This is a genomic window from Pseudescherichia vulneris (assembly GCF_902164725.1).
GTDB lineage: Bacteria > Pseudomonadota > Gammaproteobacteria > Enterobacterales > Enterobacteriaceae > Pseudescherichia > Pseudescherichia vulneris.
The window spans coordinates 4,270,407-4,285,919 of sequence record NZ_LR607338.1; the positions used below are offsets into that span (position 1 = coordinate 4,270,407).

Sequence of the window (15,513 nt, forward strand, 5' to 3'; positions counted from 1 at the left end):
TTACCCCGCAATATTTACATTTCCCGTAGCGCACGCCCTCTGTACGCTCCCCTTTTTGCCTTGTCCTGCATCAATAAAATCGCAAACTTGTTTGATGCAAATCACTATATGTAGCACTTAAAATGCCGTCCCGGCGCTACATATTGTATTAATCGCCTATTATTCCAACACCGCCGTGGATAACCGTTTAACTATGGAGAGAACATGACCCCGCATGTGATGAAGCGAGATGGCTGTAAGGTACAGTTCAAATCAGAGCGTATTCAGGAAGCTATTCTGCGCGCCGCCGCTGCGGCAGGCGTTGACGATGCCGACTATTGCGCTACCGTCGCAGAGGTGGTCAGACAGCAGATGCAGGCGCGATCGCAGGTAGACATCAGCGAGATCCAGACCGCAGTGGAAAACCAGCTGATGGCCGGCCCCTACAAGCAGCTGGCGCGGGCCTATATTGAGTATCGCCACGACCGCGATATCTCCCGCGAGAAGCGCGGTCGCCTGAATCAGGAGATCCGCGGCCTGGTAGAGCAGACCAACTCCGCCCTGCTCAATGAGAACGCCAATAAAGACAGCAAGGTGATCCCGACCCAGCGCGACCTGCTGGCGGGCATCGTTGCCAAGCACTACGCCCGTCAGCACCTGCTGCCGCGCGACGTGGTGCTGGCTCACGAGCGCGGGGATATCCACTACCACGATCTCGACTACTCCCCCTTCTTCCCGATGTTTAACTGCATGCTTATCGACCTGAAGGGGATGCTGACCCAGGGCTTCAAGATGGGCAATGCCGAGATCGAACCGCCAAAGTCTATCTCTACCGCCACGGCGGTCACCGCGCAGATCATCGCCCAGGTGGCAAGCCACATCTACGGCGGCACCACCATCAACCGTATCGATGAGGTACTGGCTCCCTTCGTGACCGCCAGCTTCGACAAGCACCGTAAAACGGCGGATGAGTGGCAGATCCCTGACGCCGACGGCTACGCCCGCTCACGCACCGAGAAAGAGTGCTACGACGCCTTCCAGTCGCTGGAGTACGAGGTCAATACCCTGCACACCGCCAACGGCCAGACGCCGTTCGTGACCTTTGGCTTCGGGCTGGGCACCAGCTGGGAATCACGCCTGATCCAGCAGTCAATTCTGCGCAACCGCATCGCCGGTCTCGGGAAAAACCGCAAAACGGCGGTGTTCCCGAAGCTGGTATTCGCCATCCGCGACGGGCTGAACCACAAGCCTGGTGATGCTAACTACGACATTAAGCAGCTGGCGCTGGAGTGCGCGAGCAAGCGTATGTACCCGGATATCCTCAACTACGATCAGGTGGTGAAGGTGACCGGCTCCTTTAAAACTCCGATGGGCTGCCGCAGCTTCCTTGGCGTGTATGAAGATGAGAACGGGGAGCAGATCCACGACGGGCGTAACAACCTCGGCGTCATTAGCCTGAACCTGCCGCGCATCGCCCTGGAGGCGAAAGGCAACGAGGCGGCGTTCTGGACGCTGCTTGACGAGCGCCTGACGCTGGCGCGTAAAGCACTGATGACCCGCATTGCGCGTCTGGAAGGGGTGAAGGCCCGCGTTGCGCCGATCCTCTATATGGAAGGCGCGTGCGGCGTGCGGCTGAAGGCCGACGATGAGGTGTCATCGATCTTTAAGAACGGGCGCGCCTCGATTTCGCTGGGCTATATCGGCATTCATGAAACCATTAACGCCCTATTTGGCGATACGCACATGTACGACAGCGAGATGCTGCGTGCCAAAGGCATCGCCATCGTCGAGCGGATGCGTCAGGCGGTAGACCAGTGGAAAGAGGAAACCGGGTACGGCTTCAGCCTCTACAGCACGCCGAGCGAAAACCTCTGCGACCGCTTCTGCCGTCTCGATACCGCCGAGTTCGGCGTGGTGCCGGGCGTTACTGATAAAGGCTACTACACCAACAGCTTCCACCTCGACGTGGAGAAGAAGGTTAATCCTTACGACAAGATTGATTTCGAAGCGCCCTACCCACCGTTAGCCAGCGGCGGCTTTATCTGTTACGGCGAGTACCCGAACATCCAGCACAACCTGAAGGCGCTGGAGGATGTCTGGGATTACAGCTATCAGCACGTGCCCTACTACGGCACCAACACGCCGATCGATGAGTGCTATGAGTGCGGCTTTACCGGCGAGTTCGAGTGCACCAGCAAAGGCTTTACCTGCCCGAAATGCGGCAACCACGACGCCGCCCGCGTCTCGGTAACCCGCCGCGTCTGCGGCTATTTAGGCAGCCCGGACGCCCGGCCGTTTAACGCCGGCAAGCAGGAAGAGGTGAAGCGCCGCGTCAAGCATTTGGGCAACGGGCAGATTGGGTAATGCAGTATCATCAATACTACCCTGTCGACATCGTCAACGGTCCAGGCACGCGCTGTACGCTATTCGTTTCGGGGTGCGTGCACGCGTGTCCCGGCTGCTATAACAAAAGCACCTGGCGGCTTAACTCGGGCCAGCCCTTTACCGTTGAGATGGAAGACCGGATTATTAACGATCTCAACGATACGCGGATCAAACGCCAGGGCATTTCGCTCTCCGGCGGCGATCCGCTCCATCCGCAAAACGTGCCGGATATTCTCCGGCTGGTGCAGCGCATCCGTGCCGAATGTCCCGGAAAGGATATCTGGGTCTGGACCGGTTATACGCTGGACGAGCTAAGCCGCGACCAGCTGGCCGTCGTCGATCTGATTAACGTCCTTATTGACGGTAAGTTTGTTCAGGATCTGAAAGATCCAATGCTGATCTGGCGCGGCAGCAGCAATCAGGTTGTTCACTACCTGCGCTAGTCTGGCGCAGGCTTTTATTAAATCATTTCCCCTCATTGCCGATAACTTTTCTGTCTCGTTTATCCAACGCAGATGTAGTCACCTCCCTTGGGGGCAGTATTCCCCTGCCTTCTACACAGCATATTTTTTTCGGAGATGATGATGAATAGCATAGAAAAAATAAGCGCCGTCAGTGCGCAGGGTGATTCGCATTTATCTAACGGCGATAATCCCTCCACTCTGCTAAATAACAGCAAATTAGCAGAGATTAATAGCGATAATAATACGACAAATTCTGAGGACAGTAGCACGAAGATAACGCTTACGTCTAAAACGCAGGATGAGATCGATAAACAGCAGCAGATAAAAAAAGAGGAGATAAAGAAGACCGACTATACAATGGAATTAACCGGTATTCCGCTGTATGGCGGCCGTCTCATCTCAGTTACTCAATACCCAAACGGCAGCGAAGAGATTATTGACACCCTCTCCGGGCAGCGAATAACGCGGCAGGATCTTCAGCAGGCTATTTCCCCGGCGGAGTTAAAGGCGATAGAGGCCTATAATAATCCTGATAGCGAGGTGGAATAAAACAGGTCAGGCGGGAGGTGACTCCCGCCGTTAAGCGATGAGAAAACGATTAGCGGAACTTCTGGTGGTAGGTATTACGGGTGGTTTTGAACCCTTCTGCCGCCGCCTGCGCCTCTTTGACCTTACCGGCATTAGCCAGCTGCAGCGCCCCGTCGATCTGGCCGACCAGAATATCAAACCCGTGACGGTAATCCTTCATCTCCGGGCTGTCCGGCGCTTTGTCTTCCATTTTCGGCGGCGTCGCTTTTTGCGCGTCCAGCGCGGCGGTGCGCATCTTGGTTAATGCGTCTTTCATTTCCGCCGCATCATCCGTTTTCTGTACCACTTTCAAATTATCGTTGAGGGTCTCCATATCCTCTTCCAGATCTGCCGCAAACGCGGCAGAAGAGGCCAGAACGAGAGAGGAGACTGCTAACATCGCTAACAACGTTTTCCGCATTGCTCATGTCCTTTTATTATTGTCAAAATGGCTTACTGACCGGCGATCTTCATCTCCGGCAGCAGCACAGAACCACATTGTATATTGCTGCGTGTTTCAATATCGTCACCAATGGTCACCATATTGCGCCACATCTCTTTGAGGTTGCCAGCGATGGTAATTTCGCTCACCGGATACTGAATTTCACCGTTCTCTACCCAGAAGCCCGCCGCGCCGCGGGAGTAGTCGCCGGTAATACCGCTCACGCCCTGACCCATCAGCTCGGTGACCACCAGTCCGGTGCCCATCTCTTTCAGCATCTGCTCAAAGCTAAGGCCCTGGCCTTTAATACGCCAGTTATGGATACCGCCCGCGTGACCGGTGCTTTTCAGCCCCAGCTTGCGCGCGGAGTAGCTGGTCAGCAGCCACTGGGTCAGGATGCCGTCCTTGATGATGTCCCGACGTTCGGTGCGCACGCCTTCGCTATCGAACGGCGTTGAGGCCAGCCCTTTCAGCAGGTGCGGATGCTCCTCGATGGTCAGCCACTCCGGAAGGATCTGCTTGCCGAGGGAGTCCAGCAAAAAGGTGGATTTACGGTAAACCGCGCCGCCAGCAATCGCCCCGACGAGGTGGCCAAACAGCCCGGTAGCGACTTCGTTAGCGAAGATCACCGGGGCTTTCATGGTGGAGAGCTTGCGCGGCGCGAGGCGTGCCAGGGTGCGTCTGGCGCACTCGTCTCCCACCCACTCCGGCGACTTAAGATCGCCCAGCGCACGGCCCATGGTGTAGGCGTAGTCGCGCTCCATGTCACCGTTCTCTTCAGCAATCACGCAGCTGGAGAGCGAGTGGCGGCTGGAGCAGTAGCTTTGCAGCATGCCGTGGCTGTTGCCGAAGACTTTAATTCCGTAGTGGCTGTTGAAGCTGCCACCTTCGGTGTTGGTGATGCGCTTGTCCGCCTTCAGCGACGCCTGCTCGGCGCGGGCGGCCAGCTCAATGGCCTGATCCGGCGTAATCTCCGCCGGGTGGAAGAGATCCAAATCCGGAGCCTCGAACGCCAGCAGCTCGCGGTCCGCCACGCCGGCAAAGGGATCCGGCGAGGTGTAGCGAGCGATATCCAGCGCCGCCTGTACGGTGCGGGCGATAGCGTCCGGACTCAGGTCGGTGGATGAGGCGCTGCCCTTGCGGTTTTGATGATAAACGGTGATGCCCAGTGCGCCATCGCTATTGAATTCAACGTTCTCCACCTCACCGTAGCGGGTGCTGACGCTAATACCGGTAGTCTTCGATACCGCCACTTCTGCGCCGTCTGATTTACCTGCGGCTAAGCCCAGGGCGGTGGAGACGGCTTCTTCCAGTGCTTTGCGTTGCTCTGCAACTTGTGTGATTACTTTCATCGCCAATGCCATAATGTAAGGGGAGTTTTAAAGAAGTCTAACAGAGAACCCATTCTCAGTGTGCTCCCAGGGTGTTAGTATTAGCCTCTTTTTTAAGGAGCCTGAGATGACCAAGCAGCCCGATGACTGGCTCGATGACGTACCCGGTGATGATATCAACGATGAAGATGATGAGATCATCTGGGTCAGTAAAAGTGAAATTAAGCGCGATGCGGAAGAGTTAAAACGCCTCGGCGCAGAGATGGTAGACCTGGGCAAGAACGCCCTCGATAAGATCCCGCTGGATGACGATCTGCGCGCGGCCATTGAGCTGGCGCAGCGTATCAAGAAAGAGGGTCGCCGCCGCCAGATGCAGCTGATTGGCAAACTGCTGCGCCAGCGCGATGTCGAGCCGATTCGCCAGGCGCTGGACAAGCTGAAAAACCGCCATAACCAGCAGGTGGCGTTCTTCCACAAGCTGGAGCACATTCGCGATCGCCTGATCGCCGAGGGTGACGACGCGGTGCCGGACGTATTAAACCTGTGGCCAAACGCTGACCGTCAGCAGCTGCGTTCGCTGATCCGTAACGCGCAGAAAGAGCGCGACGGTAACAAGCCGCCGAAGTCCGCGCGTCTGATCTTCCAGTATCTGCGCGAGCTGTCGGAAGCCGAAGAGTAGTGTGTAAAATGCCCGGTAAGCGTTAGCGCCACCGGGCAATTCCCTCTATTTCTTCTCTAACCTGTCCAGCAGCTTCTGGTGGATGCCACCGAAGCCGCCGTTGCTCATTACCAGAATGTGATCTCCCGGCTGGGCGGTTTTCACGATCATATCCGTCAGGGCATCGACATCGACATGCCAATGGGCAGGCTGCACGCAGGCCTCTGCCACTTCCGATACCTGCCAGGGAATATGCTGCGGCTGCAGCAGGAAGACCTCATCGGCCCGGCCCAGCGACGGGGCCAAATCGTCCTTGCACAGCCCCATCTTCATGGTGTTCGAGCGTGGCTCCAGCACCGCAATGATGCGCGCCGTGCCGCCGACCTTGCCGCGCAGCGCGGCGAGGGTAGCCAGAATCGCGGTCGGGTGGTGGGCGAAGTCATCGTAGACGCTGACGCCGTTGGCGGTGCCGCGCAGCTCCAGACGGCGACGGGCGTTGACGAACGTGCCGAGGGCGTTAGCCGCATCCGCAGGCGTGACGCCGACGTGGCGGGCGGCGGCAATTGCCATCAGGCCATTATGCATATTGTGCTCGCCGACCAGATCCCACTTCACCTGGCCGACGCGCTCGCCGTCCAGCAGCACTTCCCACTGCGAGGCATCGGTAGTGAGCTTTTTCGCCTGCCAGTGGCCCTGCTCGCCCACCAGCTCCTGCTCGCTCCAGCAGCCCATCGCCATCACCTGCTTCAGGTTGATGTCGTTCTCCGGCAGGATGATCTTGCCCTGCCCCGGCACGATCCGCACCAGGTGGTGGAACTGCTTCTGAATGGCCTTCAGATCGTCAAAGATGTCGGCGTGATCGAACTCAAGGTTGTTGAGGATCAGTGTGCGTGGCGCGTAGTGCACGAACTTGGAGCGCTTATCGAAGAAGGCGCAGTCATACTCGTCGGCCTCAATCACGAAGAACGGGCTGTCGCCCAGGCGTGCGGAGACGTCGAAGTTGCCCGGCACGCCGCCGATCACAAAGCCAGGCTGATAGCCGCAGGCTTCGAGGATCCAGGTCGCCATGCCCGCCGTGGTGGTTTTACCGTGGGTACCGGCCACCGCCAGCACCCAGCGGTCGCGCAACACAAAGTCGTGCAGCCACTGCGGCCCGGACATATAAGGGATGCTCTTCTCCAGCACCGCCTCAACGCACGGATTGCCCCGCGTCATGGCGTTACCAATAATCACCAGATCCGGAGCCGGATCAAGCTGGCTGGCATCGTAACCCTGAATTAAAGAGATGCCCTGCTTCTCCAGCAGGGTGCTCATCGGCGGATACACATTGGCGTCCGATCCCGTTACTTCATGACCTAAAGCACGTGCCAGCAGTGCCAGCCCGCCCATGAAGGTTCCACAAATTCCTAAAATATGAATGCGCATACGTCGGTCCTTATTTTAACTGGCATCCATTTTACTCACATGTCCGGCCCAGAGAAACGCATTTAAGCGGAATCTCACTCTGGCTGGCGCGATTCACCTGTGCGCATTAATTCGGATCTTTGTTAGTATTGTTACAGTCGCTTTACTCCACATTAATTGCAGGGAAAGTGTTATGAAAACGTTAGGTGAATTTATCGTTGAGAAGCAGCATGATTTCTCCCATGCCACCGGGGAACTGACCTCGCTGCTGTCGGCGATAAAGCTGGGCGCCAAAATCATCCACCGCGATATTAATAAAGCGGGGCTGGTCGATATTCTGGGGGCCAGCGGGGCCGAAAACGTGCAGGGCGAGGTGCAGCAAAAACTTGATCTGTTCGCGAATGAAAAACTGAAGGCGGCGCTGCGCGCGCGGAATATCGTGGCCGGTATCGCCTCAGAAGAAGAAGATGAGATCGTTGTTTTTGATGGCTACGAGCACGCGAAGTATGTGGTTCTGATGGATCCGCTGGATGGCTCCTCCAACATTGACGTTAACGTCTCCGTTGGCACCATCTTCTCTATCTACCACCGCGTCACGCCGGTAGGCACCCCGGTCACCGTGGAAGACTTCCTGCAGCCGGGCAACAAGCAGGTCGCTGCGGGCTATGTGCTCTACGGCTCCTCAACCATTATGGTTTACACCACCGGCTGCGGCGTGCACGCCTTCACCTACGATCCTTCCCTTGGCGTCTTTGCCCTCTGCCAGGAGCGCATGCAGTTCCCTGAGCTGGGTAACACCTACTCCATTAACGAAGGCAACTACATGAAGTTCCCGCAGGGCGTGAAGAAGTACCTCAAGTTCTGCCAGGAAGAGGATAAGCTTAGCCACCGTCCCTACACCTCACGCTATATCGGCTCGCTGGTGGCGGACTTCCACCGCAACCTGGTGAAAGGCGGGATCTACCTCTACCCAAGCACCGCAACCCACCCGGAAGGCAAGCTGCGCCTGCTGTACGAGTGCAACCCGATGGCCTTCCTGGCCGAGCAGGCGGGCGGCAAGGCGAGCGACGGTAAAGAGCGTATTCTGGATATTATTCCGGAGTCGCTGCATCAGCGCCGTCCGTTCTTCGTCGGCACCAACGCGATGGTTGAGGACGTAGAGCGCTTTATGCGCGAGTACCCGGACGCCTAACCCGCAGTCACGTTACCCTCTCCGCCTGGAGAGGGTAAATTGTTTTAGCCTGCGGCCTGCAGGCGGAATGAGGCCATCGCGGCCACCAGCTCGCGGGACTGCTGCTCCAGGGAGTGGGTCGCGGCAGAGGACTGCTGCACCAGCGCGGCATTCTGCTGGGCGGTTTCATCCATCTGGTTCACCGCGATATTCACCTGCTCAATACCCCGACTCTGCTCGTGGGACGCATTCGCAATCTCCCGCATCAGCTTCGTCATGCGCGTCACTTCGCTGGCGATCTCATCCATCGTCTCACCGGCCTGCATTGCCAGATTACTACCCTCCCCGACGTGAGTCTGCGAGTCGGTGATCAGGGTGCGGATCTCTTTCGCCGCGTCGGCGCTGCGGCTCGCGAGATTACGGACTTCGCCCGCTACCACGGCAAAGCCACGGCCCTGTTCCCCTGCCCGCGCCGCTTCTACCGAGGCGTTAAGGGCCAGAATGTTGGTCTGGAAGGCAATGCCGTCGATAACGCTAAGAATATCGGCGATGCGCGCCGAGCTGCCGGAGATATCCTGCATCTTCTCAATCACGTAGCAGACCATTTCGCTGCCGCGATCGGCAGTGTCAGAGACCGTCTTCGCCAGCTGGTGCGCCTGCTCGGCGTTGGCAGCGTTCTGCTTCACCGTGGCGGTGATCTGCTCCATGCTGGCGGCAGTCTGTTCAAGGGAGGAGGCGGTAGATTCGGTGCGCTGGGCCAGATCGACGTTGCCTGCGGTTAACTCCCGGCTGCCGGTATCAATCTGCGCGCTGGCGTCCCGCACGCGGGTCACCGAGCTCACCAGCGAGTGACGCATGTTCTCAATGGCAGCGTTGAGGCGGGAGAACTCTTTGCTGGTCATCTCAGCCTGCGCGGGCGTCAGGTTGCCCGCCGCCACCTGCTCCAGCTGCTGGATAGAGACGCTAAGCGGCTTAAGCAGCATATGGCGCAGCGCCAGCCACGCCAGGGCAATGATGCCGGCGGTCACCAGCGCGGCGATGACGATCAGCGCCATCACCCGTTTTTTGCTCGCCTGCACCGCTTTTACTTCCGCTTTACCGCGCGCTTCGCCCCAGTTCAGAAACGCCTGCATATCGTTATCAAACTGGCGCGATACCGGCACCAGCTGGTTTTCGAGCAGCGAATAGTAGTCATCCGCACTCTGCTGGTTGAGCGCCGTCAGCATCGGGACGATGCCCTGGGTGTTGTATGCCTGATAGCTTTTGGCAACCGCCGCCAGCAGGGCCTGGCCGCTCGCGTCCTCTACACCCGCGCCGATGGTCTCCTGCAACTCTTTCTGGGCCTGGGCGACTTCGCTATGGATATTTTTTACCGACTTGCCTGCGTCGTCCAGTAGCCCAACCTCCATCATGCGCACCGCCTGTCCGGCTTCGTTGCGCGCACGCAGGATCAGGGTATAGCCCTCGTTCAGGCGTGCCATCTGCTCACCCTGAAGGTGATTAATGCGCTGTAGCGAGGAGGAGCTTTGGGTCAGGGCATAAATACCGATGCCGCTGACCAACAGGAGAAGTAACGTCATTACGGCCAGCAGAGAGAGCAGGCCTGTGCGAATCGAAAGCGTTCTAAGCATGATGGCGATCCCGGTAGCAGAGAGACTTCGTAGCGTGAATAGTGCTGATTCGAACAGTTATCGACCGCTACCGGGAAAGCTTTAGCTATTTTTTAACCATATCAAAAAGTTATGGCTTTGTTGCCGGAATGCTCACTCGCGTTACCGGGGAGTTCTGCCGGTTCTCCCACAGCACCGTCAGGCCGCGTTGCAGGGCGATAAAGATAAACAGCAGAATGCCGATGGCGATCTTTGTCCACCACGAGCTGAGCGTGCCGTCGAAGTTAATGTAGGTCTGGATCAGCCCCTGGATCGCCACGCCAAACAGCGTGCCTAACACCGTCCCCACGCCACCGCTGAGCAGCGTGCCGCCAATCACCACCGAGGCGATGGCGTCCAGCTCTACCCCCACCCCCGCCAGGGCATAGCCTGCCTGGGTATAGACAGAGAAGACAATGCCCGCCAGCGTCGCCAACCCGGTTGAGAGCATATAGATGCGGATCGTAGTGCTGCGGGTGGAGATCCCCATCAGGTTGGCCGAGGTAGCGCTGCCGCCGATGGCATAGACCTGATTACCAAAGCGCGTGCGGTGGGCGAGGAAGATGCCTATCACCACCACGCCCAGCATCAGCAGCCCCATCGCACTCAGGCGACCGCCGCCGGGAATTTTCCACGCCAGGCTGGAGAGGGTGTCGTAGATCGGGTGGTTAATGGGAATCGACTCTTCAGAGACCAGGTAGCTGACGCCGCGCAGGAAGAACATCCCGGCGAGGGTAATGATAAATGCCGGGATCTTCAGGGCGTCGATCAGCAGGCCCATAAAGGCCCCGAAGGCGCAGCCCATCGCCAGCACCAGCGGGAAGGCCAGCAGAGGTGAGATCCCCCAGAAGCCAATCGCCTTCGCCAGAAAGACGCCGGTAAAGGCGATCACCGACCCCACCGAGAGGTCGATGCCGCCGGAGAGAATGACGAAGGTCATGCCAACGGCGATAATCCCGAGAAAGGCGTTATCGGTCAAAATATTGCAGATAACCCGCGTTGAGGCGAAGCCGGGAAACTGGGTCAGGCAGTAGAGATAACCGAGCACGAACACGCCGAGCGTGATCATCAGCGGCAGGTTACGTTTTATCATGACCACGGCTCCTCTTAATCAGATCGATAAAGCGCGGCGACTGCACAATCAGCACGCACATTACAACGACGGCCTTCACGACCTGGTTCAGCTCCGGGGGGAAGCCCGAGAGTAAAATGCCGGTGTTCATACCCTGGATAATCAGCGCCCCGACAATCGACAGTAGCAGGTTAAAGCGCCCGCCCATCAGCGAGCCGCCGCCGATTACCACCGCGAGGATGGCGTCCAGCTCCAGCCACAGCCCGGCGTTGTTGGCATCCGCCCCGCGAATGTCTGCCGTGACGATGATGCCGGCAATGGCGGCGCAGACGCCGCTCAGGACATAGGTCAGCATCACCATTAGCCGGGTATTCACCCCGGCGTTCTTCGCCGCGCGGATGTTGATCCCCACCGCTTCGATAAACATGCCCAGCGCTGTTTTGCGGGTAAAGAGCCAAAACACCACCAGCGTTACCAGAGCGATAATCACCGGGGTTGGGAAAAGCAGCAGCGAGCCGCTGCCGAGCCAGGAGAGACTGGGGGCATTAAAGGTGACGATCTGCCCGGAGGTGATCAGCTGCGCTACGCCGCGCCCGGCGACCATTAAGATAAGCGTGGCAACGAAGGGCTGGATCTTGAGGATGGCCACCAGCACGCCATTCCACAGCCCGGCCAGCACGCCGCTGCCGATTGCCGCCAGCAGCACAATCGGCAGGCTGTGTCCGGCCACGGTCATCGAGGCCGCCGTTGCTCCGGCAATCGCCATAATAGCCCCTACGGAGAGGTCGATCCCGCCGGTGGCGATCACCAGCGTCATGCCAATTGCTAGCAGCGCCACCGGTGCAGCGCGGTTAAGAATATCAATAGGGCTGCCGAACAGCCGCCCATCCTGCAGAACGATTTGGAAAAAATGCGGTGCAACCAGGCTGTCGACCAGCAGCACCAGGAGCAGCGCCACCAGCTGCGGCATACCCGTCGGCCAGCTTATTCGCCGCTTCGGCTGGCCGGTTTGCGGAAGGGAACGGGGCATCACACTCTACTCCTTATGCCGCGATGGCATTCATGATCGCCGGAACTGAAAGTTCTGCGAGCGGGATCTCTGCCACCTGCTTGCGGTCGCGCATGATGATCACCCGATCGGCATAGCCAACCAGCTCCTCCAGCTCGGAGGAGATCACCAGCAGCGCTAAGCCGTCGGCGCACAGGGTTTCAATAAGCCGGATGATTTCGGCATGCGCCCCTACGTCGATGCCGCGCGTCGGCTCGTCGAGGATCAGGAACTGGGGTTTGGTCAGCAGCCAGCGGGAGAGCAGCACCTTCTGCTGGTTGCCGCCGGAGAGAAACTCAATGGGTTGCTCGGCGCTGGGAGTGCGAATACCCAGCTGACGAATAAAGCGCTCGGCGATCTCGTTCTGCTCCCGACGGGGAATGGGCCGCAGCCAGCCGCGCTGGGCCTGCAGGGCGAGAATAATATTTTCCCGCACCGAGGCCGCGGCGATAATGCCATCGGTTTTGCGATCTTCCGGACAGAAGCCGATCCCCAGGCTCGATGCCTGATGCGGCGAGCGCAGGGTCTGCGGCTTGCCTTTGATGAGCGCCCTGCCGCTGTCGGCGGGCTTGATGCCAAAGATCACCTCAGCGGTTTCGGTCCGCCCGGAGCCTAACAGCCCGGCGAGGCCAACGATCTCACCGGGACGCACTTCAAAACTAAAGGGAGCGATGGTTCCCTTCTTGCCAAAATCAGTAAACGCGGCCACCGGCTTGTCGCTGAGCAGCGTCCGGCCCGCCCGTTGCAGGGCGTTACTCTCCAGCTCGCGCCCCAGCATCATTTTCACCAGCTCGATCTGCGGCAGCTCGCGGGTTTCGCGGCAGCCGACAAAGCCGCCGTTGCGCAGAACGGTGATGCGGTCGCTGACCTCATACACCTGATCGAGGAAATGGGTGACGAAGATCAGGCTTACCCCCTGGGCGCGCAGCTGGCGCATCAGAGTGAAGAGCATCTCCACTTCCTGGGTATCGAGGCTGGCGGTAGGCTCATCAAGGATCAACACCTTCGCCGAGAGGTCGATGGCGCGACAGATAGCCACAATCTGCTGCATTGCTACCGAAAAACGGTTCAGCGGCTCGCGCACGTCAAGCGAGAAGCCGTAGGAAGCCATCAGCGCCGTGGCGCGGCGCTCCATCTCTTTGCGCTGCAGGAAACCAAAGCGCCGCGGCTCGCGACCGATAAACAGGTTATCTGCCACCGACATGTTCGGCAGCAGGTTAACCTCCTGATAGACCGTCCCAATGCCTAACTGCTGGGCATGGGCGGTGTTTTTAGGCGAAATCGCCTGGCCTTCGAGACGGATAATGCCGCGATCGGCATGGTAGACGCCGGTCAACGCCTTGATGAGCGTTGATTTACCAGCCCCGTTCTCACCGAGGAGCGCCATAATTTCGCCCCGGCGCAGGCTAAAGTTGACGTTATCAAGCGCCTTTACGCCGGGGAAAAATTTACTTAACCCTTCGGTACTCAGAATTTCCTGGTGTTGGTCGGTGGTCATGATGGCCTCCCCGAAACGAACCGCCGGGCTTAATAGCCCATATTTTTCTTCTTCTCGAGCTCTTCTTTCGCCGTATCCGGCAGGTAGAGCGTCGATTTGGTCATGGTCATCTTCTCAGGCTGGGTGCCATCTTTTTTGAATTTCTCTAGCGCATCGAAGGCCGGGCCAGCCATGTTTGGCGTCAGCTCAACGCTGGCGTTGGCTTCGCCTTCAATCATCGCTTTAAAGATATCCGGCACGCCGTCGATGGAGCCGGTCAGAATATCTTTGCCCGGCTTCAGGCCTGCTTCTTTGATAGCCTGAATAGCACCGATGGCCATATCGTCGTTGTGGGCATAAACCATGCAGATGTTCTTGCCGTTGTTCTCGGCTTTGATAAAGCTCTCCATGACCTCTTTCCCTTTACTGCGGGTAAAGTCGCCGGACTGGGAGCGGATGATTTTGATGTTTGGTGCTTTAGCGATGGCGTCAGCGAACCCTTTTTTACGGTCAATCGCTACGCTCGCCCCTACCGTGCCCTGCAGTTCGACAACGTTACACTTCTTATCGCCGACGGTTTTGATCAGCCACTCGCCGATCAGCTGGCCTTCCAGCACGTTATTGGCGGTCACGGTGGTCATGTAGAGCGACTTATCTTTCACATCAATGGAACGGTCGAGGAGGATCACCGGGATCTCGGCATCTTTAGCCTCTTTCAGCACCGGCTCCCAGCCGGTCGCTACTACGGGAGCAATAAAGATGGCATCCACGCCCTGGGCGATGAAGGAGCGCACCGCCTTGATCTGGTTCTCCTGTTTTTGCTGACCGTCGGCGACTTTCAGCGTAATACCGCGTTTTTCAGCTTCGCTTTTTGCGACATTGGTTTCAGCGGCTCGCCAGCCGGATTCGGAGCCGACCTGTGAAAAACCGACGGTTAACGGGGCTGCCATCGCCATAGACGACATGGCTGCTGAGACTGCTGTGACCAGAAGTAAGCGCTTCCACATAATAACGTCCTCGTAGGGGTGATTATTGTTTGGCTAAAAGATGTTCGCGAAGAGACTATAGCGAATGGAAGATGTTACGAATTGCGTTACATCACACTTCAAAAAAGTAAATAAAACGTTAATCACAAGTTTGTAATCGCTTTCATTTTGCTATGAAAAATGCGGCTGAGGTTATGTACTTTTCAGTCATGTGAATGGTCTGAGAAACGCGCGATTAGCAGAGGGAAAGCGAAAACAGGCGAAGACTTTCGGCGTGAGTTGGCTATAATACCCGGCACTTGTTTGCCACACATTTTAAAGGAAACAAACATGAGCTTACTGAACGTACCGGCGGGTAAAGATCTGCCAGAAGACATCTACGTAGTTATCGAGATCCCGGCAAACGCCGATCCGATCAAATACGAAATCGACAAAGACACGGGCGCGCTGTTCGTTGACCGCTTCATGTCTACCGCGATGTTCTATCCGTGCAACTACGGCTACATCAACCACACCCTCTCCCTGGACGGTGACCCGGTTGACGTTCTGGTCCCGACCCCGTACCCGCTGCAGCCGGGTTCAGTGGTTCGCTGCCGTCCGGTTGGCGTGCTGAAGATGACCGACGAAGCGGGCGAAGATGCCAAGCTGGTTGCGGTTCCGCACACCAAGCTGAGCAAAGAGTACGATCACATCAAAGACGTGAACGACCTGCCGGAACTGCTGAAAGCGCAGATTACCCACTTCTTCGAGCACTACAAAGATCTCGAAAAAGGCAAATGGGTTAAGGTTGACGGCTGGGATAACGCCGACGCGGCGAAAGCTGAAATCGTGGCCTCTTTCGAGCGCGCTGCGAAGAAGTAACCGTTACTATGGTTATCAA

14 protein-coding genes are annotated in these 15,513 nt (G+C 57.7%); 6 read left to right on the plus strand and 8 right to left on the minus strand.

The genetic code is table 11. The annotated features are described in order from the left end of the window. Positions 1-204: 204 nt before the first annotated feature. The 3 genes from nrdD (at position 205) to FN633_RS17790 (ending at position 3,377) form a co-directional block, all read left to right on the plus strand. Positions 205-2,343 carry an anaerobic ribonucleoside-triphosphate reductase gene (gene nrdD, locus FN633_RS17780; RefSeq protein WP_154058695.1) on the plus strand — a complete coding sequence of 713 codons (2,139 nt, stop codon included), beginning with the start codon at positions 205-207 and terminating at the stop codon, positions 2,341-2,343. Beyond that, the gene (nrdG, locus tag FN633_RS17785; RefSeq protein WP_154058696.1) at positions 2,343-2,807 is read left to right on the plus strand and encodes an anaerobic ribonucleoside-triphosphate reductase-activating protein; all 465 of its coding nucleotides are present in this window, start codon (positions 2,343-2,345) and stop codon (positions 2,805-2,807) included. The genes nrdD and nrdG overlap by 1 nt, the downstream gene beginning before the upstream one ends. A gap of 141 nt (positions 2,808-2,948) precedes the next feature. Then, a complete protein-coding gene (locus FN633_RS17790) occupies positions 2,949-3,377 on the plus strand; it encodes a hypothetical protein (protein ID WP_154058697.1) in 429 nt (142 codons plus the stop codon). Positions 3,378-3,426: 49 nt separating this feature from the next. On the opposite strand, the gene cybC is transcribed toward FN633_RS17790, so the two are convergent. Then, positions 3,427-3,816, minus strand: a complete 390-nt coding sequence (gene cybC / locus FN633_RS17795; protein WP_042388409.1) for a cytochrome b562 — start codon at positions 3,814-3,816, stop codon at positions 3,427-3,429. A 32-nt stretch (positions 3,817-3,848) separates the two neighbouring features. Next, positions 3,849-5,201: a metalloprotease PmbA gene (gene pmbA / locus FN633_RS17800; protein WP_154058698.1), complete on the minus strand. Its 1,353-nt coding sequence runs from the start codon at positions 5,199-5,201 to the stop codon at positions 3,849-3,851. 94 nt (positions 5,202-5,295) lie between these two features. On the opposite strand from pmbA, the gene yjgA reads away from it, so the two are divergent. Continuing rightward, entirely contained in the window at positions 5,296-5,847 is a 552-nt protein-coding gene (gene yjgA / locus FN633_RS17805) for a ribosome biogenesis factor YjgA (RefSeq protein ID WP_154058699.1), read from the plus strand. Between the two features lie 45 nt (positions 5,848-5,892). On the opposite strand, the gene mpl is transcribed toward yjgA, so the two are convergent. Continuing rightward, positions 5,893-7,251 carry a UDP-N-acetylmuramate:L-alanyl-gamma-D-glutamyl-meso-diaminopimelate ligase gene (gene mpl / locus FN633_RS17810; protein ID WP_154058700.1) on the minus strand — a complete coding sequence of 453 codons (1,359 nt, stop codon included), beginning with the start codon at positions 7,249-7,251 and terminating at the stop codon, positions 5,893-5,895. Between the two features lie 172 nt (positions 7,252-7,423). Here mpl and fbp point away from each other — a divergent pair, with 172 nt between their 5' ends. Further along, positions 7,424-8,422 (plus strand): class 1 fructose-bisphosphatase, encoded by a 999-nt coding sequence (gene fbp, locus FN633_RS17815; RefSeq protein WP_154058701.1) that lies wholly within the window; start codon positions 7,424-7,426, stop codon positions 8,420-8,422. A 44-nt stretch (positions 8,423-8,466) separates the two neighbouring features. Here the strand turns inward: fbp and FN633_RS17820 are convergent, their stop codons facing one another. The 5 genes from FN633_RS17820 to ytfQ all read right to left on the minus strand — a co-directional run bounded on the left by FN633_RS17820 (position 8,467) and on the right by ytfQ (position 14,654). Further along, on the minus strand, positions 8,467-10,032 hold the full coding sequence (locus FN633_RS17820) for a methyl-accepting chemotaxis protein (protein WP_154058702.1): 1,566 nt from the start codon (positions 10,030-10,032) through the stop codon (positions 8,467-8,469). Positions 10,033-10,141: 109 nt separating this feature from the next. Further along, positions 10,142-11,143, minus strand: a complete 1,002-nt coding sequence (gene yjfF / locus FN633_RS17825; protein WP_154058703.1) for a galactofuranose ABC transporter, permease protein YjfF — start codon at positions 11,141-11,143, stop codon at positions 10,142-10,144. Beyond that, positions 11,130-12,155: a galactofuranose ABC transporter, ATP-binding protein YtfT gene (gene ytfT, locus FN633_RS17830; protein WP_154058704.1), complete on the minus strand. Its 1,026-nt coding sequence runs from the start codon at positions 12,153-12,155 to the stop codon at positions 11,130-11,132. The genes yjfF and ytfT overlap by 14 nt, the downstream gene beginning before the upstream one ends. Positions 12,156-12,165: 10 nt before the next feature. Beyond that, entirely contained in the window at positions 12,166-13,668 is a 1,503-nt protein-coding gene (ytfR, locus tag FN633_RS17835) for a galactofuranose ABC transporter, ATP-binding protein YtfR (protein WP_154058705.1), read from the minus strand. A 29-nt stretch (positions 13,669-13,697) separates the two neighbouring features. Beyond that, entirely contained in the window at positions 13,698-14,654 is a 957-nt protein-coding gene (gene ytfQ / locus FN633_RS17840; RefSeq protein ID WP_042388427.1) for a galactofuranose ABC transporter, galactofuranose-binding protein YtfQ, read from the minus strand. 309 nt (positions 14,655-14,963) lie between these two features. Between ytfQ and ppa the strand changes: the two genes are divergently transcribed. After that, positions 14,964-15,494: an inorganic diphosphatase gene (ppa, locus tag FN633_RS17845; RefSeq protein WP_103818593.1), complete on the plus strand. Its 531-nt coding sequence runs from the start codon at positions 14,964-14,966 to the stop codon at positions 15,492-15,494. The last annotated feature ends 19 nt before the right edge of the window (positions 15,495-15,513 follow it).